The 20,692-nt window shown below is 66.0% G+C and carries 18 protein-coding genes, 1 tRNA gene and 1 other RNA gene; 9 read left to right on the top strand and 11 right to left on the bottom strand.

Annotation, left to right across the window (positions count from 1 at the left end; translation table 11 throughout):
• Positions 1-38: 38 nt before the first annotated feature.
• The gene (locus A5779_RS22490; RefSeq protein WP_064885773.1) at positions 39-893 is read left to right on the top strand and encodes a hypothetical protein; all 855 of its coding nucleotides are present in this window, start codon (positions 39-41) and stop codon (positions 891-893) included.
• Here A5779_RS22490 and A5779_RS22485 read toward each other — a convergent pair.
• A complete protein-coding gene (locus A5779_RS22485) occupies positions 890-1,963 on the bottom strand; it encodes an ATP-dependent DNA ligase (RefSeq protein ID WP_064885771.1) in 1,074 nt (357 codons plus the stop codon). The two genes, A5779_RS22490 and A5779_RS22485, sit on opposite strands and share 4 nt — an antisense overlap.
• 572 nt (positions 1,964-2,535) lie before the next feature.
• Between A5779_RS22485 and A5779_RS22480 the strand changes: the two genes are divergently transcribed.
• The 4 genes from A5779_RS22480 (at position 2,536) to ligD (ending at position 7,670) form a co-directional block, all read left to right on the top strand.
• On the top strand, positions 2,536-4,146 hold the full coding sequence (locus tag A5779_RS22480) for a type II toxin-antitoxin system RelB family anti-toxin (RefSeq protein WP_131811680.1): 1,611 nt from the start codon (positions 2,536-2,538) through the stop codon (positions 4,144-4,146).
• Positions 4,147-4,283: 137 nt separating this feature from the next.
• A complete protein-coding gene (locus A5779_RS22475) occupies positions 4,284-4,997 on the top strand; it encodes a pentapeptide repeat-containing protein (protein ID WP_064885767.1) in 714 nt (237 codons plus the stop codon).
• A gap of 554 nt (positions 4,998-5,551) precedes the next feature.
• Entirely contained in the window at positions 5,552-6,610 is a 1,059-nt protein-coding gene (locus A5779_RS22470; protein WP_064885765.1) for an ATP-dependent DNA ligase, read from the top strand.
• Between the two features lies 1 nt (position 6,611).
• The gene (gene ligD / locus A5779_RS22465) at positions 6,612-7,670 is read left to right on the top strand and encodes a non-homologous end-joining DNA ligase (RefSeq protein ID WP_064885763.1); all 1,059 of its coding nucleotides are present in this window, start codon (positions 6,612-6,614) and stop codon (positions 7,668-7,670) included.
• 6 nt (positions 7,671-7,676) lie between these two features.
• On the opposite strand, the gene A5779_RS22460 is transcribed toward ligD, so the two are convergent.
• The 3 genes from A5779_RS22460 to A5779_RS22450 form a co-directional block, all read right to left on the bottom strand.
• Positions 7,677-8,942 (bottom strand): hypothetical protein, encoded by a 1,266-nt coding sequence (locus A5779_RS22460; RefSeq protein ID WP_236734852.1) that lies wholly within the window; start codon positions 8,940-8,942, stop codon positions 7,677-7,679.
• Between the two features lie 558 nt (positions 8,943-9,500).
• Positions 9,501-10,553 carry an aldo/keto reductase gene (locus A5779_RS22455; RefSeq protein ID WP_064885759.1) on the bottom strand — a complete coding sequence of 351 codons (1,053 nt, stop codon included), beginning with the start codon at positions 10,551-10,553 and terminating at the stop codon, positions 9,501-9,503.
• On the bottom strand, positions 10,550-11,437 hold the full coding sequence (locus A5779_RS22450) for an SDR family NAD(P)-dependent oxidoreductase (protein ID WP_064885757.1): 888 nt from the start codon (positions 11,435-11,437) through the stop codon (positions 10,550-10,552). The genes A5779_RS22455 and A5779_RS22450 overlap by 4 nt, the downstream gene beginning before the upstream one ends.
• A gap of 83 nt (positions 11,438-11,520) precedes the next feature.
• Here A5779_RS22450 and A5779_RS22445 point away from each other — a divergent pair, with 83 nt between their 5' ends.
• Complete coding sequence (locus tag A5779_RS22445) at positions 11,521-12,087, top strand: TetR/AcrR family transcriptional regulator (protein WP_064885755.1); 567 nt, start codon at positions 11,521-11,523, stop codon at positions 12,085-12,087.
• Here A5779_RS22445 and A5779_RS22440 read toward each other — a convergent pair.
• From A5779_RS22440 to A5779_RS22410, 7 genes are all read right to left on the bottom strand, one after another.
• Positions 12,071-12,634, bottom strand: a complete 564-nt coding sequence (locus A5779_RS22440; RefSeq protein WP_064885753.1) for a TetR/AcrR family transcriptional regulator — start codon at positions 12,632-12,634, stop codon at positions 12,071-12,073. The genes A5779_RS22445 and A5779_RS22440 overlap by 17 nt on opposite strands.
• A gap of 25 nt (positions 12,635-12,659) precedes the next feature.
• Positions 12,660-13,124 (bottom strand): GreA/GreB family elongation factor, encoded by a 465-nt coding sequence (locus A5779_RS22435; RefSeq protein WP_064885751.1) that lies wholly within the window; start codon positions 13,122-13,124, stop codon positions 12,660-12,662.
• Between the two features lie 96 nt (positions 13,125-13,220).
• Positions 13,221-14,471 (bottom strand): NAD(P)/FAD-dependent oxidoreductase, encoded by a 1,251-nt coding sequence (locus tag A5779_RS22430; RefSeq protein WP_055118379.1) that lies wholly within the window; start codon positions 14,469-14,471, stop codon positions 13,221-13,223.
• Between the two features lie 74 nt (positions 14,472-14,545).
• Positions 14,546-16,120: a PucR family transcriptional regulator gene (locus A5779_RS22425; protein WP_064885749.1), complete on the bottom strand. Its 1,575-nt coding sequence runs from the start codon at positions 16,118-16,120 to the stop codon at positions 14,546-14,548.
• Between the two features lie 3 nt (positions 16,121-16,123).
• A complete protein-coding gene (locus tag A5779_RS22420; RefSeq protein ID WP_064885747.1) occupies positions 16,124-17,146 on the bottom strand; it encodes a S1C family serine protease in 1,023 nt (340 codons plus the stop codon).
• A 50-nt stretch (positions 17,147-17,196) separates the two neighbouring features.
• Complete coding sequence (locus tag A5779_RS22415) at positions 17,197-17,970, bottom strand: lipid uptake coordinator LucA (RefSeq protein WP_064885745.1); 774 nt, start codon at positions 17,968-17,970, stop codon at positions 17,197-17,199.
• 84 nt (positions 17,971-18,054) lie between these two features.
• Positions 18,055-18,140: transfer RNA gene (locus A5779_RS22410), tRNA-Ser, on the bottom strand.
• Between the two features lie 69 nt (positions 18,141-18,209).
• On the opposite strand from A5779_RS22410, the gene ffs reads away from it, so the two are divergent.
• The 3 genes from ffs to A5779_RS22395 all read left to right on the top strand — a co-directional run.
• Positions 18,210-18,304: signal recognition particle sRNA small type (ffs, locus tag A5779_RS22405), an RNA gene on the top strand.
• 34 nt (positions 18,305-18,338) lie between these two features.
• Positions 18,339-19,622: an aspartate aminotransferase type Ic gene (locus A5779_RS22400; RefSeq protein WP_064885743.1), complete on the top strand. Its 1,284-nt coding sequence runs from the start codon at positions 18,339-18,341 to the stop codon at positions 19,620-19,622.
• Between the two features lie 26 nt (positions 19,623-19,648).
• A partial coding sequence (locus A5779_RS22395) for a DNA polymerase III subunits gamma/tau (protein WP_131811679.1) occupies positions 19,649-20,692 on the top strand: 1,044 nt, incomplete at its 3' end.

Here is a 20,692-nt window from a genome sequence, read left to right as displayed (position 1 = left end):
AGGGTCCCGAGGGTCCTTGCGGTAGCGAGACTCGTCACATGGCGACAATTTTGTTGCAGACGACGATCACGGAGAATCCCGACGACTGGGATGTCGGACGATTCTCGATGCTGGCGGGCGAGCTGCGCGCGGACGGCCACGAGGTGCTGGCCCGTAACCGGACCGATCATGGCGGGCAGGATCCGGTGCTCAGCCATCTCGACGAGCTCGGGTTCGACCAGCTGTGGTTGATGGCCGTCGACGTCGGCAACGGTCTGACGCCCGACGAATGCGCGGCGATCGGCCGCTTCCGCGGGCTCGGCGGTGGGGTGCTCACCGCTCGTGATCATCAGGACCTGGGTAGCTGTCTGAAGGGACTGGGTTCGTTGGGGCAGGTCAACGATTTTCACGACGCCAGCTTGGACCCGCAGTCGCGGTGCGACGACCAGGACAATCCCGACATCTCGTGGCCCAACTATCACTCGGGCGCCAACGGCGACTACCAGCCGGTGCTGGCCGATGAGCCGGTGCACCAGCTGCTGCGCACCTCCAGGACCGCCACCGGCCGCATCGAGTGGTTTCCGGCGCACCCGCATGAGGGTGCGGTCTCCGCCCGGGGGCCGTTCGCGACGGTGGTGGCTCAGGGGCGCAGCACCGCGACCGGCAGACAGTTCAATCTCGCGGTGGCACTCGATGGTGAGAGCACGCCGGAGGGCAGGCCGATGGGGCGGGCCGTTGCCGAGTCGACCTTCCACCACTTCGCCGACTACAACTGGGACCTGGCGCATGGGGCGCCGTCGTTCGTCACCGATCGGCCCGGCTGGCAGATCGGAGCGGATCCGTCCCGTCTGGGCGTGTTCAAGGACTATGTCCGCAATCTCGCCACCTGGCTGCAGCCCGTGGGTCGCTACTAGCTGGGGAGCAGGCCCGGGACGATGTCGTTGAGCCCGAAGGTGACCGGCTGTTCCAGCTGCGCGTAGGTGCACGAGCGCGGGTCCCGGTCGGGCCGCCAGCGGTTGAACTGGGCAGTGTGTCGGAAGCGCCTACCCTCCATGTGGTCGTAGCGGACCTCGACAACGCGTTCGGGTCGCAACGGCACGAAAGACAGGTCCTTGCCTGCGTTCCAACGTGAGCCGCCGCCGTACCTACGCGCAAGGTCCGGGTCGGCGGCCACCTGGGCGGCCCAGTTCCACGGATGGTTCTCGAAACTGGTTACCAGAGACTGTAATTCGGTGAACAGGGCTTGGCGTCGCGCCATCGGGAAGGCACCGATGACGCCGACGGATGCCAGCTCGCCGTCATCGGTGTAGAGCCCCAGCAGCAGCGAGCCGATCGCATCCGGCCCCGACTTGTGGAGCCGATAGCCGGCGACCACGCAGTCGGCGGTCCGCTGGTGCTTGATCTTCACCATGACCCGTTTGTCGGGCTGATAGGTGAGCGTCAGCGGTTTGGCGATCAGTCCGTCGAGCCCGGCTCCCTCGAATTCGTCGAACCAGCGCCGCGCAGTCGCCATATCGGTGGTGGCCGGGGTGACGTGAAAGGCGGGGCCGGAACCCAGCGCGCCGACCAGAGCGGCGCGGCGTTCACCGAACGGTCGGCCGGTGAGGTCGTCGTCGCCGAGGGCGAGCAGGTCGAAGGCGATGAAGCTGGCCGGGGTCTGTCCGGCCAACAGGCGCACCCGGGAAGCCGCGGGGTGCAGACGCAGTTGGAGCGCTTCGAAGTCCAGGCCTTGCTCGGTCGGCAGGACGATCTCGCCGTCGATGACGCACCGCGGTGGGAGCTCGGCTTTCGCAGCCTCGACCAGTTCGGGGAAATACCGGGTCATCGGCCGCTCGTTACGGCTGCCCAACTCGACTTCGTCGCCGTCGCGGAACACCAACGCCCGGAAGCCGTCCCACTTCGGTTCGTAGGACGCATCCGGTGGAATCACTGTTGCCGGCTTGGCCAGCATCGGTGAGACGGGCGGCATCACGGGTAGCAGCATGGGTCCGACCTGGTGTGGATTGGGTGGTTTGTGGCTACGTGGTTTGTGGCTACGTGGTTTGTGGCTACGTGGTTTGTGGCTACGTGGTTTGTGGCTACTCAGTATGCGCGACACAGTCCGGCCGAGCCGCGAGACAAGAGCGGGAGTACTGGGTTTCAGGCGGCCTCATCGGGTATGCGTCAAGCAGAGCACGGCTGGTCCCACCCGCCGCCGGTGTCCGCGCGATGAGTTCGCCACTGAATATCTGTTGACACCGATTAGCACTCCCCCTAGGGTATCGGGTATAACCGATTTAACTCGGATGAGTGCGTGAATGGCGGGCTGTGCGTCCGGATGCCGATCTAACTGGGACCTCAGTGGGTGCGCGTTCTGGGTCGATGGCGACCATGGGGCGTCGTCGGCGCACCGGTGTCGATGTGGTTGCAGGGGGGTAACGAACATCACTTTAGGCAGAAATATCGCCTTCTTCCGATAGGCTTGATCGCACTCGATCGGATATGGCCGATTCGTAAACATAACTACTAGTGGCGGGCTCCGCGACGGCGAAGGCCCATCAGTGCATAGGAGCTCCAGTGACATCTGAACGCTCACACGTGGCCCCAAAGGATGACGCGAGCGATGAGGAGTTCGAGCGACTGCTGGAAGCCGCCGAATCAGACCCCGCAGCGCGCATGGTTTATGAGGACACCATGCGCCGCGTTGAGATGCTTGCGGCAGGACAAGAGATCCGTAAGAAGCGAAAGCTGTCCCAGAGGCAGTTGGCTGACATCATGGGGACCACACAGTCAGCGATTTCGGATTTTGAGTCCGGACGTGTCGAGCCTCAGTTACGAACGATGCAGCGGTACGCGCGTGCGTTGGGACACCGTTTCGAGTTCGCGATCGTCAGCCCCGATGTGCCGGTGGCGAAGGGTGGCACGACGAGTGCCCTCTTCAATCGGCTAAAGGAACTGGCGTTAAGCCCGCTGCTGACCACCCTGGCGAGTCAGTCGGAAAGACAGGGCAAAACCCTCCAAGCGTTGGCGAACGCGATTCTGTTGCCTGAGGCGATCACTCGGCCGATCCTTTCCATGCTTAACGCTGAGGGCTGGACGACAAGTGTTGGCGAAGGGGATGACCGGGTGTACTCCATTGTTGAGGAAGCCTCCCACGTCATCGGGGTGTCGTTGGAACGTGACCGGGTGGTCGGGGTCTTGGTGAATATGTATCCAGATGTCATCAAATCGGTGACGCTGTCGCTCGCCGACACGTCACCGGAAACGGTCCTGGAGACTGCAGCAGACGCTGTCACATACCTGTACAAGCACAGTGACCGCCGAGTGCTCGGTGTCGGGGTTTGCCTTGCCGGAGTTGTACGGTCCGAATCGGGGCAGGTTGATTTCGCTCCGGAACTCCAGACCGACACTGCGCCTTGGAAGAAGGTCCAGCTGGAGGCCGCCCTGCAGGACGAGGTGCAAGACCGTGTTGGCACTCGCGACCTGCTTGTTGCTGTGGAGAATGATGCCAATGCGCTTGCGGCCTATGAGTATCTGCGCCGTGGTGACGGTTCGGTTGCTGTGGTGTTATTGAGCGGCACCGGAATTGGCACAGGCTTTGTCCTGGAGGGCAAGTTGATTCATGGTGCACATTCTGCGGCTGGAGAAGGGGGCCATACGATCGTGGATCCAGCGGGCCCGCCCTGTCGCGCCAAACTCCCGCACAGCGGATGTTTGGAGACGATGGCGAGCGCCAAAGGCATACTTGACGGTTTGGGCATTCCGGCCGAGACGTCGTCGCAGATTTCAGCTGGATTAGCCACCGCAAACGACAGAGTTCGCAACGGGGACTCCGCGACTGAGGATGCGTTTGTCACCGCGGGCCAAGCTCTTGGCAGGTTCCTCGCGACGACTGTCATGTTGCTAGACCCGGCCAGGGCAGTAATCTACGCTGATCCACATTTGGCGAAAGAGCCTTCCGCGATTGCGACGGCGTTTAGAAACGGTGTGCAGTTCGGTTTGGAGGAAGCTGCAGCGAGCCGCCTGCATATAGATGGCGAACCGCGCCTTGAGTGGCACCCACTCGACGACAACGTTCGGGCCATTGCGGCGGGCGCAGCGGCGTATTGGTACTTCCTTAAACAGCCATCGCATTGGGCACCTTCGCTGCGCTCGGGTGCGCCCACCAGCGAGCCGGTATGGGCCTAGTCCGCAGACTAGTTACTGCATGCCGCACCATGACGAGTCGCCAGCGAACCGTCATAAAGACCCTGTTCGTTGCTGCCGCCTCATCTTGTGTCCTTGCAACGCTGATACAGTTCGTCGCTGTTCGGTTGGTGGACGGGATGACGGTCGAGCAAGCGAAATCGATCAACGACGCGCGTGTCTCTTTGATTCAACTCGTCGGCGGCATCGGTTTAGTTGGTGGACTCATCTACACCGCGCGAACTTTTGCGCTGACTCGGTTTACCCAACGCGCAGACAGGTTCACCAAAGCTGTTGAACAGATCGGTGACGAGAGTGAGGCGGTCCGGGCCGGCGGTGTTCACAGCATGTGGCGTCTCACCACTGAGGACGAAAATTACTGGCCGGCCGTCTTGAACGTCTTAACCGCACTCGTGCGGCAACGCGCAAAACGTGGAACCGTTGTCAACACTGACGTCCAGGCTGCGCTGACGCTGATCGGTGATCGACCGGTTACGGCCGCTGCGCGACGCCCTCTCGACCTTCGCGGGGTCCATTTGCCAGGGGCGCTGCTGATGGGCGCCAATCTGTCGGGTGCGTGGCTTGATGGTTCCAATCTGGCGGGCGCAGACCTGACCGATGCAAGGCTTGGTCGGGCACGGTTGATATCGGCCAATCTGGATGATGCGGATCTTTCGGCTGCGGATTTTTCCGAGGCAGACTTGAAGAAGGCGAAACTGCGACGCGCGAACTTTTACAAGACGGTTCTGTACTCGGCAGACATTGCCGGTTCGTCGCTACAAGGAGCGCGTCACCTGACCGACGAACAATTGAGGACGACTTATGGTGAACCGTCCGGTGCTGAACCGACTTAGTGGTGTCCAGAGTCCAGTCGCTTCTGTGCGAGCTTCCACGCTTCCTCCGACAGTGGCGGCCTGATCCCAACTGCCCGAGCGCCTGCAGCGTGTGTCTCCAGTGCAGCGTGCAGCACTACGAACTTCTCATCAATGGCGGCGAATAACACATACAGCGCCATGCCATCGTGAACACACACGGGGTGTGCACGCACGCCGCGGCGCTTCGGCAATTCTTCGGGATGTCGTCCAGTTAGGCTTGTCCAATCCATGTTGGCTTTGATCTCGAATACGATCGAGTTCTGCGGCAGCATGGAAAAACTCTTAAGTGCCTCTGATCGTTCTACCTTTGCCCTGTCGCCCCACACCCAGGGTCGCCGACTCACGAATTCTCCTCGTCATTGGAATGTCGTCGGGTGTTAGTTAACCAGTTACACCTTGGCAACTCGGGGCAATTGGAGGCGATTGACTGCATTGGTCGGTGCGCGATGAGATTGATCGTGCACGATTCGGGCAGGAGGATTTGCGGCAGGTCCCGGCGATGACATTGCCCTCGCTGTCTGGTCTAAGTGAGGATGGAGCCCGTGGACCTACCCGTAGTGCCGCCGATCGAACCGATGCTCGCCAAAGCCCAGGTGAAAGTGCCCGACGAGGCCGGGGTGTGGTCCTACGAGCCGAAATGGGACGGCTTCCGCGCTCTGGTCTTCCGGGACGGCGACGAGGTGGTGTTGCAGTCTCGCAGCGGAAAGGAACTCGGGCGCTACTTCCCCGAACTGCTCGACGCGCTGCGTGACGAACTCACCGACCGTTGTGTCCTCGATGGTGAGGTGGTGGTGCCCCGCGAGATCGACGGCCGCATGCGCCTGGACTGGGAGTCGTTGTCGCAACGTATCCACCCTGCCGAGTCGCGGGTGCGGATGCTCGCCGAACAGACGCCGGCGCACTTCATCGGCTTCGACGCCCTGGCCACCGGGGACCGGTCGTTGCTCGCCGAGCCGTTCCGGGTGCGCCGCGAGGCGCTGATCGAGGCCGTCAATGCCACGACGTGGTGCCATGTCACGCGGACCACCACGGATCCCGAGCTCGGTTCGCAGTGGCTGCAGACCTTCGAGGGGGCCGGCCTCGACGGGGTGATCGCCAAGAAGCTCGACGGCCCGTATCTGCCGGGCAAGCGGGAGATGGTGAAGGTCAAGCATCACCGCGACGCCGACTGCGTGGCGATCGGCTACCGCATCCACAAGAGCGGGGAGGGTGTCGGCTCGATCCTGCTCGGCCTCTACCGGTCCGACGGCGAGCTGCAGATGGTCGGTGGCGCAGCCTCGTTCAGCGTCAAGGACCGGATCAAGCTGCTGGCCGACCTGGAGCCGCTGCGGGAGGGCGACGAAGTCCGCGAGGGTGATCCCAGCCGCTGGAACTCGGCCGCCGACAAGCGCTGGATCCCGGTGCGTCCGGATCGCGTGTGCGAGGTGGCGTATGACCAGATGGAGGGCAACACCGAGAACGGTCGGCGCTTCCGGCACGCGGTGAAGTTCATGCGCTGGCGCCCGGACCGCGAACCGTCGAGCTGTACGTTCGACCAGCTCGACGTGCCGTTGGACTACGACCTGTACGACGTCCTGACGAAGGAAGGTTGAAATGGCTGAAAAAGCTGGAGGGGCAACCGAACTCGATGTCGACGGAATCAAGGTCCGGTTCACCAACCCGGACAAGGTGTATTACCCGAAGCTGGGCAAGGGCGGCACCAAGGGCAAGCTGATGGAGTACTACCTGTCCGTCGCCGACCGTATGATCACGCTGTTGAAAGACCGGCCCACGCATCTGCAGCGGTTCCCCGACGGCATCGAGGGTGAGGAGATCTACCAGAAGCGGGTGCCGCAGAAGCATCCCGATTACCTGGAGACCTGCACGGTGACGTTCCCGTCGGGGCGCACCGCCGACGCGCTCAAGGTGACGCACCCGGCGTCGATCGCGTGGGCCGCGCAGATGGGCACGATTACGTTGCATCCCTGGCAGGTTCGCTGTCCGGACACCGAACATCCCGACGAGCTGCGCATCGACCTCGACCCGCAACCGGGCACCGGTTTCGCCGAGGCCGCCGCGGTGGCCTGCGATGTGCTCAAGCCGCTCCTCGACGAGCTGGACCTGATCGGCTATCCGAAAACCTCGGGCGGTCGCGGCGTGCACATCTTCCTGCGGATCAAGACCGACTGGGATTTCATCGAGGTGCGCCGCGCTGGAATCGCCCTGGCCCGCGAGGTGGAACGGCGTGCACCCGATGCGGTGACCACGTCGTGGTGGAAGGAAGAGCGCGGTGAGCGGCTGTTCATCGACTACAACCAGAATGCCCGCGACCGCACGTTCGCCTCGCCCTATTCGGCCCGCAAGACCCCGATCGCGACCGTCTCGACCCCGCTGTCCTGGGACGAACTTCGCACCGCCAACCCCGACGACTACACGATCGCCACCGTGCCGGATTTCCTTGCCGGACGCGAGGATCCCTGGGCGGATATCGACAAGAAGAAACAGTCGCTACAACCACTGTTGGACCTGGTGGCCGCCGACGAGGAGCGCGGCCTCGGTGACCTGCCGTACCCGCCGAGCTATCCCAAGATGCCGGGTGAGCCGCCGCGGGTGCAGCCCAGCAAGAAAGTCGCCGAGAACTGGGACGAGGACGGCAATCGCCGTCAGGACTAGGCGCCGTCAGAGCAGCTGGATCAAAGCGAAGTCTGACGGTGGCCGGGGAGCCACCGACGCCGTCGCAAGCATCGGCTGGAATGCGGTGGTGATCGGTGCCAGGGCGGCACCGCCGATCACGACGGCGCGGGTCGGTCCGGCCGGTGTCGGGAGGTTGAGGGTCTGGCCTGGCTCGCCGTAGATGCCCGAGCAGTCATCGCCTTCACAAGCACCGGTGGACGCATCGATCCGGCCCGCGAACATGTCATCCACCCAGCCGGAGATGAGAGTTTGTGAGGCCACCTTGTTCGGCGCCGTCGAAAAGCCGTAGAACAGGTACGACAGCAACTGGATGAGTGGGCTACCTCCCTGCATGGCATCCAGGTGTTGGCCGTCGGCCAGCACCACGCCGTTGAACATGTCCGGTCGATGCTCGATCAGGGCCGCATCGACCCTGCGGACTTCCTTGGGCGCACCAAGTTCCAGTACCGGGACGTACGCACCCAGACCGTCCAGTTTGTCCAGTGCATCTGGCAGCACGCCCTCTGGCGGTGCCCCGTCGAGCAGTACCACGCCGGCCAGATGGTTCTCTGCGCCAGTCGATTTGATCGCATCCGCGTAGTAGCCCGCCGCGCCGGCCACCACACCCGCGCCCAGAGAGTGCCCGATCAGGACGAACGTTTCCGGCAGGGGAACGTCGTCACCGTACCTGGCGGCGTATCCGGCTGCGTTCGCACTGGCGGTCAGCGCGTCGCGGTCACCGAGGAACAGCTCGGCTGTTGCGCGATAGACCTGGTCGTCTCCCAGCCAGAACCCGTCCCGGACAAAACGATTCGACGAGTAGGTCGGCACCACAACGACGCTGTTGGTGCGCTCGGCAAGATTTGCCGCGGTGTAGCTGTACATCGCACTCACGCCGAGGAACCCGTGCTGCAGCAGGATGATCCGCTCCGGCGCCTCGTCGCCCTCCGGGTAGTACCAGTCGGCCGGTACGTTGCGGCCCTCGGTGATCTCCAACGAGGAGCTTCGCACCGTGACGTTGCTCCCGGCGGGAATCCTGGGGGGACCCGCGATGGTGGTGACGGCGACGCCGACGAAGTCGAAGACGAATGACTGGATCTGCTCCGGCAGCGACAGCGACGGCGCAGCGGTTGCCGACACCGGCGAGATGGGCGCGACCGCCTGCGGAACAGATGCTGCGTACGGGGCCGCGGCACGCTTGAAGACGTCTCGCAGCATCGGCGGGGCGGCTTGCTGCTCTCCAGTTTCGACGGCTTTGACTGCGGTCGTCACGGACCTGACGGGCTCGGCGGTCTCCACAGATGCCGCCGGTGTGTCGGGTGCAGAGCTCGGCTCTGCCTTCGAGAGGAAGTTCGCTAGTGCGCTCTTCCGTTGCGCGGCGCGGGATTCGCGGCTGCTTGCGCCAGGCTCGGTTTCCGGCGCGGGCCGGGACACGGCTGTCTTGGCGGGCTTGGTCGCCTTCTTGCGTATGACGGCGTGAGCAGCGTCAGTTGACTGGGCTGAATGGCGTGTTCGGTTGAAGCTGCGACGTGGACCGGCCCGGTCACCCTTGCTCGACGGACTTGCGCTTGAAGTGGACTCGGATGTCTTCGGACCGTCCGAACCAGATGTGGTGTCGGCATTCGCCACATCGGCTCCTGCTACCAATGCAGCAGAAACCCCGGCCGTGACAGCGCCTGCGCCGAGCCACACTGACAGTCGCGCCACAATGTCTCCTGACCCGAGAAGCCTCGATTCTCGAGCGTCAATTTATGACACGCGCAGGCCGCAGTAGACAGTTTTCGCAATCTGCGCACGAGCGGCTCGGAACCGTTCAACGTCCCAGCGGCCTCACCGGACTGTCCGGGCGTGAACCGGGGCGTAGCGCTCGCCGGTGATGCGCCCCGGTGCGAAGATTTCGGCCAGCAGTGCCACCTCGTCTGCACTGATCGCAACGTCGGTGGCGGCGATGTTCTGCCGGACGAAAGGGATCCGTTTGGTGCCGGGGATCGGCACCACATCGAGCGGCTGCGCCAGCAACCATGCCAACGCGAGCTGTCCTGGGCTGCAACCCTTCTCTGCTGCGAGCGACTGAAGGCGTTGCACCGGCTCGAGGTTTACCGCGAGATTCTCGGCAGAGAACCTCGGATTGGTGGCGCGGAAGTCGTCCGCGGCGAAGGTGCTGCCGGATTTCAGGGAACCGGTGAGCGCCGAGCGGCCCAGCGGGCTGTAGGGAACCAGGGTGATGCCCAACTCCCGGCACGTCGAAGTGATGCCGCCCTCGACACGTCGCTCCCACAGCGAGTACTCGGACTGCAGTGCGGAGACCGGGTGAGTGGCGTGGGCACGGCGGATCTGATCCGGACCGACCTCACTGAGTCCGATGGCGCGGACCTTGCCCGCCGTCACGAGTTCGGCCATCGCTCCGACGGTTTCCTCGATCGGCACGTTCGGATCGAGTCGATGGCAGTAGTACAGGTCGATGACGTCGGTGCGCAAGCGTCGCAGGCTGGCCTCACATGCGGTTCGCACATACTCCGGCCGGCCGTCGATCGCGATCCCGTCCTCGGCGTCGTTGATCTTCGCCGCGAACTTGGTCGCCAGCACGATCTCGTCGCGGTGCTCGGCGATCGCTTCGCCGATCAGTTGTTCGTTGTGGCCGAAGCCGCGGATCGGCACACCGAAGGTGATGTCGGAAGCGCCATAGACATCCGAGGTATCGAGAAAGTCGACCCCGAGTTCGAGTGCAGCGCGAATGGTGGCCATTGACTCGTTGTCGTCGGCGGGCCCGTAGAACTGTGACATTCCCATGCAGCCCAAGCCGACTGGGTGCACCGTCAAATCGGAGTGTCCGAGGGTGACGGTCGCCGCCCCGAATGCCGGGCTGTGATTCGTTGTCGTCATTTGACGGCTCCCAGCGGGTCGACCTGAGCGGTGGTGACGTCATCGGCTGCGGTGGACAGGCTGAGGGCCTCCCACTTCTCGTCGTCGGCGAGCAGGTCGCGTCCGGCAGCGGTGGCGTAGCGGTAGGCATCGGGTCCGACGAGCAATCGCTCTGGAGGATCAGGCATCTCGGCGATGGTGAGCACCAGTTCGGCCACCTTGGCCGGGTCGCTGGCGCCGAGGTTCTCCGGAGTGCTCTGGGCGATCGACGTACCGACGGTGTCGGCGTATTCGGCGCGGACCTCGGCGACCCGCATCGACGACCCGGCCCAATCGGTGCGCATGCCACCGGGTTCCAGGACGGTGACCGTGATTCCGAGGGGTGCGACTTCCCGTGCGAGCACACCGGAGAAGCCGGTGACTGCCCACTTGGCCGACTGGTAGGCGCCCAAGCCGGCCCGCACGAGTCGCCCGCCGACCGAAGAGATCTGCACGATGTGGCCGGCGCGCTGGGCACGCATGACGGGTAGTGCGGCTTGCGTGAGCCGTACGACGCCGAAGAAGTTGGCGTCGATCTGGGCACGGAAGTCGTCGAAGTCGAAGTCTTCGATCGCGGCCATGTTCGCGTAGCCGGCGTTGTTGACCAACACGTCGAGTCGGCCGAACCGCTCGACGGCGGTGGCTACGGCGGCGCGCACTTGTTCGTCGTCGGTCACATCGAGTTGGACGACGGCGAGATGGTCCGGCTCCTGAGCGGCCAGATCGGACAGGGCCGTGGTGGAGCGGACGCCGGCGACGACGCGGTGCCCCGCGCCCAACGCGGCCTCGACGATCGAGCGGCCCAGCCCGCGGGATGCGCCGGATACCAGGAACACAGATGGCTTTGCCGATAACTCGATGTCCATGACTCTCCTATGTCTACGACTGTATACATCTGACAGGTATACATACGTAGACTTGGCGCCGGTTATTCCCTAGCGTTCTGGGCATGGCTTCATCCCGACCACGCAATGCGGCCGCCACCCGCGAGGCGATCCTGCAATCGGCGATCCGGCACTTTGCGCTGTCCGGGTACGACGGGGTCGGCGTTCGTGAGATCGCGCGAGACGCCGGGGTCACCGCGATGCTGGTGAACCGCTACTTCGGGTCCAAGGAGCAGCTGTTCGCCGAGGCGGTCGAAACCTCTTTCGCGCCACCGACGATCGTCGCGGAGGAGCCGGACGCGCTGGCGCGCGATGCTGCGACCGCGCTGACCGAACGCTCCGACCCGGATGCCGACCCGCTGGAGCCGTTCCTGATCATGCTCCGTTCGGTCTCGAACCCGGTTGCGGTGAACATCGTGCGCGACGCGATCGCACGCCACGTCGGCCAACGGTTGGCCCGCCAGCTCCCCGGGTCTGACCGTGAGCTCCGCGCCGACGCCATGCTGTCGGTGATGAGCGGGGTCCTGCTGATGCGGCGGGTGATCAGGAGCCCGGGCCTGACCGATGCCGACGCCGGCCGGCTGACCGACCTGTTCGAGCGCGTGTTCTCCGCGATCATCGAGCCAGCATGAGATCCAGGAATCTCTCGTAGCGGTCGGCGGTGGTCAGGGCGTCGGCTGAGTCCATCAGGTGCAGCACGCCGATCCCTGTGGCGAAGGTGGCCTGTCCGCGCAGCGCCGCGTCCTCGGGGCTGAACCCGTAGTCGAGGTAGGCCTTGGTGACGGCGACCAGCACGCGGTGGTCGGCCGCCCGTACGTTGGCCGCGGCGACGTCGTCGGAGCGCGCCCACTCCCGCATCGCGCGTTCCAGCGTCCAGTGCTGCGGGCTGAGCAGCTGTTTCATCATTCCCGACAGCCGCTCGCGAGGCGGCAGGTGTTCGAGTTCGGCCAATGAGCGGCGGTCCTGCTCCAGGAACGCATTCCACGACGCGACCAGGGCGGCCCGGTAGCCCTTCATGTCGGTGAAGTGCCAGTAGAAGCTGCCCCGGGTCGCGCCGATCTGCTCGCAGAGTCGCTCGATCTTCAGCGCCCGCATCCCGTCGGAGGCCAGCAGGGCGTACCCGGCCTGCACCCAGTCATCGGCGGTCAGGCTGCCCGGCGTGCCCTTGCGTTCGGCCATCCGAACAGACTAGGACGCACACGCCTTATCCCACGGCCGGCAGGTGCATCCCGAACGGCACTGCACTGATCAGGGTGACCGGCAGGGCCTCGCCGCTGGGGACCGGGTAGTGGCGCTGCTCGCCTGGACGCGCGCCGACGATCGCCTCGCCCAACGGTGAGTTCACCGAATAGACCTCCAGGTCGCCGTATTCCGCGCCGCGGACGCCCAGCAGGAAGGTCTCGATCTCGCCCGTCTGGTCGTAGCGCACGGTCAACACCATGCCCGGCTCGGCCACCCCGTCGTCCGGCGGATCCTCACCGACGACGGCGTTGAGCAGCAGGTCGTGGATCTGCTGGATGCGGGTCTGACGTGCCCGCTGGATCGCCACCTCGTTCTCGTCGGAATCGGACGCGGCTTCGCTTGCGATCAGATCGCGCAGTGTCGACAGCTCGACCTGGAGGCGCTCATACGCCTGTGGAGATAACCAAACACGTTGGCTGACAGTCATTGTGATTTCCTTCCGATGATGCGGAGTTGCCGCCAGGGGCGGGATGTTCGCCGCCCCTGACGGCTTGTCGGCCCGTCAGGGCAAAGTCGTGGTTCGTCAGCGCAGGGGATCGAATTCCCGCAGTGCCTCGGGTTGCTTTCCGGTGGTCATGTACTCGGCGAGCAGTCGGCCGGTGACCGGACCGTGAGCCAGTCCCCACATGCCGTGACCGCCGGCCACGTAGATGCCTTGTGCCACTTCGCCTATCAGGGGGCGACCGTCTGAGCTGACCGGGCGTGGGCCCACCCACACATCGGTGCGGGCCTCCCAGTCCACACCGTCGAGCAGCGGGGCCGCCGACGCGATGATGGCGTCGACCCGCGGCGGTTGCACCGGGTCGTCGGGGGAGCGGAACTCCATGGTTCCGGCCACCCGCAGCTTGCCCTGGTACGGCGTGCAGGCGACGCGGGCGTCGGGCAGGTAGATGGGCCCGAGAATCGGGCGGTCGACCGGCACGGTGAACGAGTAACCGCGACCGGCCTGCACGGGCGTACGGACCCAGGGTTTCGCCAGCTTCGAAAGCCACGCCCCGGTGGCGATCACGGCGGTCTCCGCGCTCAGTGATCGGTCGGCCAGGTCCACGTTCACTCCGGCGCCCATGGCGCGCACATCGGTGACTTCGCCGATGACCAGTTCCGCGCCCCTGGCGATGACGGCATCGCCGAGCGCCTGGACGAACCGGCCCGGGTCCACGAAGCGTTGGCCTTCCACGCTGATGCCCGCGGTGATCGCCGGCGACGCCAGCGGGACATGGTCGCGCAGTGTGTCACCGGACAGGCCGGTGACCGTGACGGTCTGCCCGACGGCAGCCATCCGGCGCAGTTCGGTCATCAGATGTTCGGCCTGACGGGCGGTTTCGAACAGCGCGGTGATCGGCCCGTCGGTGGTGGGTACCGCCACGCCGTTGGCGGTCAGCACGTCGTAGGCCTCGAGGCACTCCTCGTTGAGCGGCACGTTGGCCTTGGCCACTCTGGTCCAGTTGGAGAGGCGGCAGCTCATGGCGAACCGGGCCAGGAACGCCAGCAGGCGGGGGCCCGAGGTCAGCGGAATGTGCAGGGGAGCGGCCGGGTCGAAAAGCGACCGCACGCCATAACGCAGCACCGCCGGATCATTGAGCGGGATGGTCAGCGTCGGCGAAACCCAGCCGGCGTTGCCCCACGACGCACCCGCGGCGACCCCGGTGCGGTCAACCACGGTGACCTTGACTCCGTGCTCCTGGAGAAACCATGCGGTGGACAGGCCGACAATGCCTGCACCCACGACAACCGCTGACCGCGGTGCACCGTCAATGCGCTCGACCCCATACATGCTCCCATGGTGAGGCCGCTCACGCGCTCGGTGTTTGCACCATCTCGACAAACAGAAGCGGAGTGATTGTCGAGTTACGACAACTCTTCGGTTGCCGCCAGCTCGATCATCATCGCTAGTCGCTTGCGGGCATCGTCGAGGTCCAGCTGGGTCAGTTCGATCATCTTGCGCAGTCGGTAGCGCACGGTGTTCTCGTGCACACCGAGCGTCCGCCCGGCCCCGGCCAGATCGCCCTGGGCTTCCAGCCAGGCTCGCAGCGTGGCCGCGTACTGCGTGCCACTGGCCTGGTCGTGGGCCCGTAGCTCGGCGACAGGTCCGCGCTGCGGGGCACGGCCGGCGCGCGCGGCGATCCGTAGTCGCTGCAGCAGGATCTCGTCCCAGGCCTCGTCGTAGACCGGCACCCTGTCGTCGAGGCCGCGGGCATCCTCCTGCCGAACCTCGTGCAGGACTTCGTGACGGACTTCGTGCAGGGCCAGGCACTCGTCGGCCTCACTGCGGGCCAGGGCCAGCTCGGCGGCGGTGGCCGGACCGCTGATCCCGGCGAGCACGGTCACCGGCTCGGGCAATGCGGCGCGCAGCCCCGCCACCCACCGGCTCGCAGGTTCGGCCTCGGCGCCGGGCAACACGGTGTAGACGGTGTTGCCGGCCAGGGCGCTGCGCCCGGGACGCGACCAGCCGAAGCCCGCGGTCGCCCGCTCGAACGCCAGCAGCAGCGCGGCATGCCGCTCGTTTCCGGTGCGGGCACGCAATGCGATCACCCGCAGCGGCGTCTGCGGCAGCCCGAGCCGGCTCGCCGCCGTCGTGGCATCGGCGGCACCTTCGAGCAGACGGATCACCAGCTCCGACTCCACCTGGCGTTCCAGATCGGCGCTGGCGCGGGAGCGCAACAGATGCAGGGCGACCATGCGGGCGCCGTCGGCCAGCGCGGCGCGGCGCGCGTCGGGCAGGGGAGCGGCACATGTCACCCAGATCGAACCGAGCAGTTCGCGACCGGCCCGGGCCGCCACCACCATCCGCCCGGTCAGACCGAGCTCGTCATCGCCGTCGACGAACATCGGGTCATCGGATTCGGCCAGATGCCGGAACACCCCGCGGGCCTCGAACAGGGTGCGCAGCCGTTCCGGTGCCCCACGGCTCAGGATCGTCTCGGCGCGCGCCGGGTCGGCGTGCTGCTGCAGCCGCGAGTACGCCAGCACCGCACTGCGCCGGTCCTCGATGGTGACCGCGCCACCCACGGCATCGGCGAGGCTGTCGGCCAGGGCGAACAAATCGGTTGGGCCGCGCCCGGACTCGGTCTCCCGGCCTTCAAGTACGACGCCGTAGACCACGGCCGCGAGCTCACTCCAGGAGACCTCCGGATCGACCGTCATCACGGCGATGCGCTCGTCGACCGTTACGTCGTCGGCCGGGTCGTGCGGATCGCGGACCAGGACCACCACGGCGCGCGCGGCCCTCGCCCACTGCACCGCCTCGGTCATAGAACCGGCTCCGACGGCCAGCAGGACATCGCCGATGACCGGTCCGGGCTCGTGCATCACCACGCTGCGCAGCTCGGTCGAGCGGGGCGCCGGAGAGGATCCGTGTGTCGGGGCGCGCAGCCGCACCCCGTAGCCGCCCAGGACGTTGATCAGGCGGTCCAGCGTGACCACGGATTACGGCCCGGCGGCCAGCGTGGCCTTGCCGGTGTGCTGCTGGCCGCCCTGGTCCAGCCAGGTCAGGCCGACCACGTCGCCGGGGTAGTGCCGATCGAGGACCAGCGTCAGGGCGCGGGCCGAATCCAGCGGGGTGTTGTCGATGGTGGTGAGCACGTCGCCCGGGATCAGGCCGGCCGCGTCGGCCGGGCCGCCGGCGATGACGTCCTGGACGATCACGCCGCCGCTCTGGCGCTGCGCGGTGCGGACACCGACGCCGAGCAGGGTCGGTGGCCCGATGTGCACCGAGCCCGACGGGGTACGGGAGCGGATCTGCCCGGCAATCGCCATCGCGTCGTTGATCGGGATCGCGAACCCCTTGCCGCCCGGACCCATGCGGAAGTTCACCGACGCGGCGGTCGTCATACCCACGACCTGTCCGGCATCGTTGACCACGGGACCGCCGGAGTCACCGGCACGCACGGGCGCGGCGAACTCGAACAGACCGTTGATCTCATCGCTCGTGCCCGTCAGCTCGTCTTCGGCGTTGACGGTCCGATTGAACGCGCTGATGGTGCCGACCTCGCGGGTCAGGGGCGCGCCGCTGCCCCCGGCATTGCCGAGTGCGACGACGGGACGCCCGGGTGCCAGAGCGGCCGAATCGCCGATCGGCGCCGGCGGCAGGCCTGCCGCACCGTGCAGTTGCAGCACTGCGATGTCGTTCTGCCGGTCGTAGCCGACCAGGTCGGCCGGGTACCGCTGGCCGCCGACCGTGGCGCTGATCGAGTTGGCTCCCTGGACCACGTGGTAGTTGGTCAGGACCTCACCGTTCGGCGACAACACGATGCCGGTGCCGATGCCGTAGGCCTGTTGGTAATCCACGACGGTGTCGATGCGGGCCACCGACGGTTCGATCTGGGAGGCCACCGTCTCGGGGTCACCGGGTGCGGCGGCGGCAGGTGCAATCGGGGCGATAACGGCCGTCGCGGCGGTCACTGCCACCGCGACGATCGTTCTGAACGGATGTGAGCTCACTTTGCTCATATACCCATCTTGGCTGGATAAGTAGCCGATGTCGACGCGATTGGTGTGCGTCAGTCCTCGGTGGCGACTTCGCCGCGCGAGCGCCAGCCCCGCCGCTTGCTACCGCTCTTGCTGGACGGCCGCCGGTTACGCAGGGAGTTGCCCTCGATCGGCTCGGCTTCCTCTGCCGTCGACTGAGGCTCCTCGGCGCCGGGCTCTTCGACCTGGTCCTCGGTCTCTTCCGCCTCTTCGGCATCGTCCTGGGCTTCAGTGGACTCTTCGACCTCTTCGACCTGGTCCTCGGTCTCGTCCGCCTCTTCGGCGTCGTCCGACTCGGCGGCGTCCTCGGTCTCGGCTGCGGCCTTCTTGCGACCGCGGCGCTCGGACTTCTCCCGGGTCTTGACGGGCTTCGGCGGCGGTGGCGGCAGTTCGGCGACGAAGGCCAGGTAGAAGGCGAAGATGCCGAGCAGTGCGATCGCGGCGGCGGCACCGTAGATCCCGAACAGCCACGGCCCGGCGCTGTCCAGAGACAGCCAGATCTCGGAGACTGCGGCGCCGATGATCAGCACCGCGGCCAGCACGTGCAGCGCAATCGAGGCGGCCCTCAGCCGCAGCGCCAACTCGGGGGTGGACAGCTCGGGACGCTTGGTCCGCTGCAGCGTGAACACCACCGGCAGGGCGGCCAGACCGATCAGCACTCCGGTGACGATGCGCAGGATCAGTCCGAGCGTGGGCGAGGTATCGCCGACGAGCTCATGCCATCTGGGGAGAACGAAAAAGAAGTAGAGGCCGGCGGCCACGATCGAAAACGACACGTGCCAGATCACCGCGACGGTGCGGCCCATACTCCTCCTCGGGTACTGAAATTGGGCCGGGGTGCGAGCTGCTGATCAGGGTTGATTCAGCAGGTCGCACCCCGGACCCGAGCGCGGAGGATAGGGGATTTGAACCCCTGAGGGCTGTTAACCCAACCCGCGTTCCAGGCGAGCGCCATAGGCCACTAGGCGAATCCTCCGTCGGCAATCGTAGCGGACGGGAGAACCAGTCCCGAAACGCCGGGGAAAGGGACGGGTATTACACTCGCCTTGGACCCCGCGCGGCGTCCATCCTGTGAACTCCCCCAGGGCCGGAAGGCAGCAAGGGTCAACGGGCTCTGGCGGGTGCGCGGGGTCCCCTTATGTCCAGCTCATTCCGCTTCTGTGAAAGGCGCGCGGTGTCGTTCCAGTCTCTTGGCCGCGACGATCTGCTCGCGCAGCATGAAGTCCAACAGCGAAACTACGCAGAGCTACAGGCGAAGAAGCTGAGTCTGGACCTGACGCGCGGTAAGCCGGCCCCCGAGCAGTTGGACCTGTCCAACGCGCTGCTGTCGCTGCCCGGCCCGGAGAAAGATTCCTTCCGCGACCGCACGGGCACCGACACCCGCAACTACGGCGGACTGCACGGGCTGCCCGAACTGCGCGAGATCTTCGGTGAGCTGCTTGGAATCCCGGTGCAGAACCTGATCGCGGGCAACAACGCGAGCCTGGAGATGATGCACGACGTCATCGTGTTCTCGCTGCTGCACGGCGGGGTGGATTCGGTCCGGCCCTGGATCCAAGAGCCCGTCGTGAAGTTCCTGTGCCCCTCGCCCGGTTATGACCGCCACTTCGCGATCACCGAGTCGTTCGGGATCGAGATGATCCCGGTGCCGATGCGCGAGGACGGCCCCGACGTCGACCTGATCGAGGAGCTCGTCGCGGCCGACCCGGCGATCAAGGGCATGTGGTGCGTTCCGGTGTACGGCAACCCGACCGGGGTCACGTACTCCTGGGAAGTTGTCCGGCGCCTCGTCCAGATGCGCACGGCGGCAAACGATTTCCGGTTGATGTGGGACAACGCCTACGCGGTCCACACCCTCACCGACGAGTTCATCCGTCAGGTCGACGTGCTGGGCCTGGCCGAGGCGGCCGGCAACCCGAACCGCCCGCTGGTGTTCGCCTCGACCTCAAAGATCACCTTCGCCGGGGCAGGGGTGAGCTTCCTGGGTGGCTCGCTGGGCAACATCGCCTGGTACCTGCAGCACGCCGGCAAGAAGTCGATCGGGCCGGACAAGATCAACCAGTTGCGTCACCGGATCTTCTTCGGCGACGCCGACGGCGTGAAGTTGCAGATGCAGCGTCACCGTGAGCTGATCGCGCCCAAGTTCGCCCTCGTCGCCGAGATCCTCGAGGACCGGCTGGGTGAGTCGAAGATCGCATCGTGGACCGATCCCAAGGGTGGCTACTTCGTCAGCCTCGACGTGTGGCCCGGCACCGCCAAGCGCACCGTCGCCTTGGCCAAGGACGCCGGCATCGCGGTGACCGAGGCCGGTTCGGCCTTCCCGTATCGCAGGGACCCCGAGGACAAGAACATCCGCATCGCCCCGACGTTCCCGTCGCTGGCCGATGTGCGTGAGGCGATCGACGGCCTGGCCACCTGCGCGCTGCTGGCGGCCACCGAGTCACTGCTCGCCGAGTAGTCGGACGCAGTCGGTAGCCTTCTCCCGTGGCTCTCTACCGCAAATACCGGCCGGCAAGCTTCGCGGAAGTCGTTGGCCAGGAACATGTCACCGAGCCGCTATCGACCGCGCTGACCGCGAACCGGATCAACCACGCATATCTGTTCTCCGGACCGCGCGGCTGCGGCAAGACATCCTCGGCGCGCATCCTCGCCCGCTCGCTCAACTGTGAGCAGGGGCCGACACCGACACCGTGCGGGGTGTGCGATTCGTGCGTCGCACTGGCACCGAACGGACCGGGCAATGTCGACGTCGTCGAGCTCGACGCGGCCAGCCACGGCGGTGTGGACGACACCCGCGAGCTGCGGGACCGCGCGTTCTACGCACCGGCCCAGTCGCGGTACCGCATCTTCATCGTCGACGAGGCCCACATGGTCACGACGGCCGGCTTCAACGCCCTGCTCAAGATCGTCGAGGAGCCGCCCGAGCACCTGATCTTCGTGTTCGCCACCACCGAACCGGAGAAGGTGCTGCCGACCATCCGGTCGCGTACGCACCACTACCCGTTCCGGCTGCTGGCCCCGCGCACCATGCGTCCGCTGCTGGAGCGCATCTGCGCCGAGGAGAACGTCCACGTCGACGACGCGGTCTACCCATTGGTGATCCGGGCCGGCGGCGGTTCACCTCGCGACACGCTCTCGGTGCTCGATCAGCTTCTCGCCGGCTCCGAGCAGGGTGCCAACGGCAACCACATCACCTATCAACGGGCGCTGGCCCTGCTGGGCGCCACCGACATGGCACTCATCGACGAAGCGGTCGAGGCGCTGGCCGCCGGCGACGCGGCGGCGCTGTTCGGAGCCGTCGAGGCCGTGATCGACGCCGGTCACGATCCGCGGCGGTTCGCCACCGATCTGCTGGAGCGCTTCCGCGATCTGATCGTGCTGCAGGCCGTGCCCGACGCCGTCACCCGGGGTGTCGTGGATGCCCCGGCCGACGTGCTGGAACGCATGCGGGAGCAGGCCGACCGGGTTGGCGCGGCGACGTTGGCCCGGTATGCCGAGGTGGTCCACGCTGGCCTCGGTGAGATGCGC

Source organism: Mycolicibacterium peregrinum (genome assembly GCF_001665625.1).
GTDB lineage: Bacteria > Actinomycetota > Actinomycetes > Mycobacteriales > Mycobacteriaceae > Mycobacterium > Mycobacterium peregrinum_B.
This window is presented reverse-complemented; position numbering and strand designations above follow the sequence as displayed.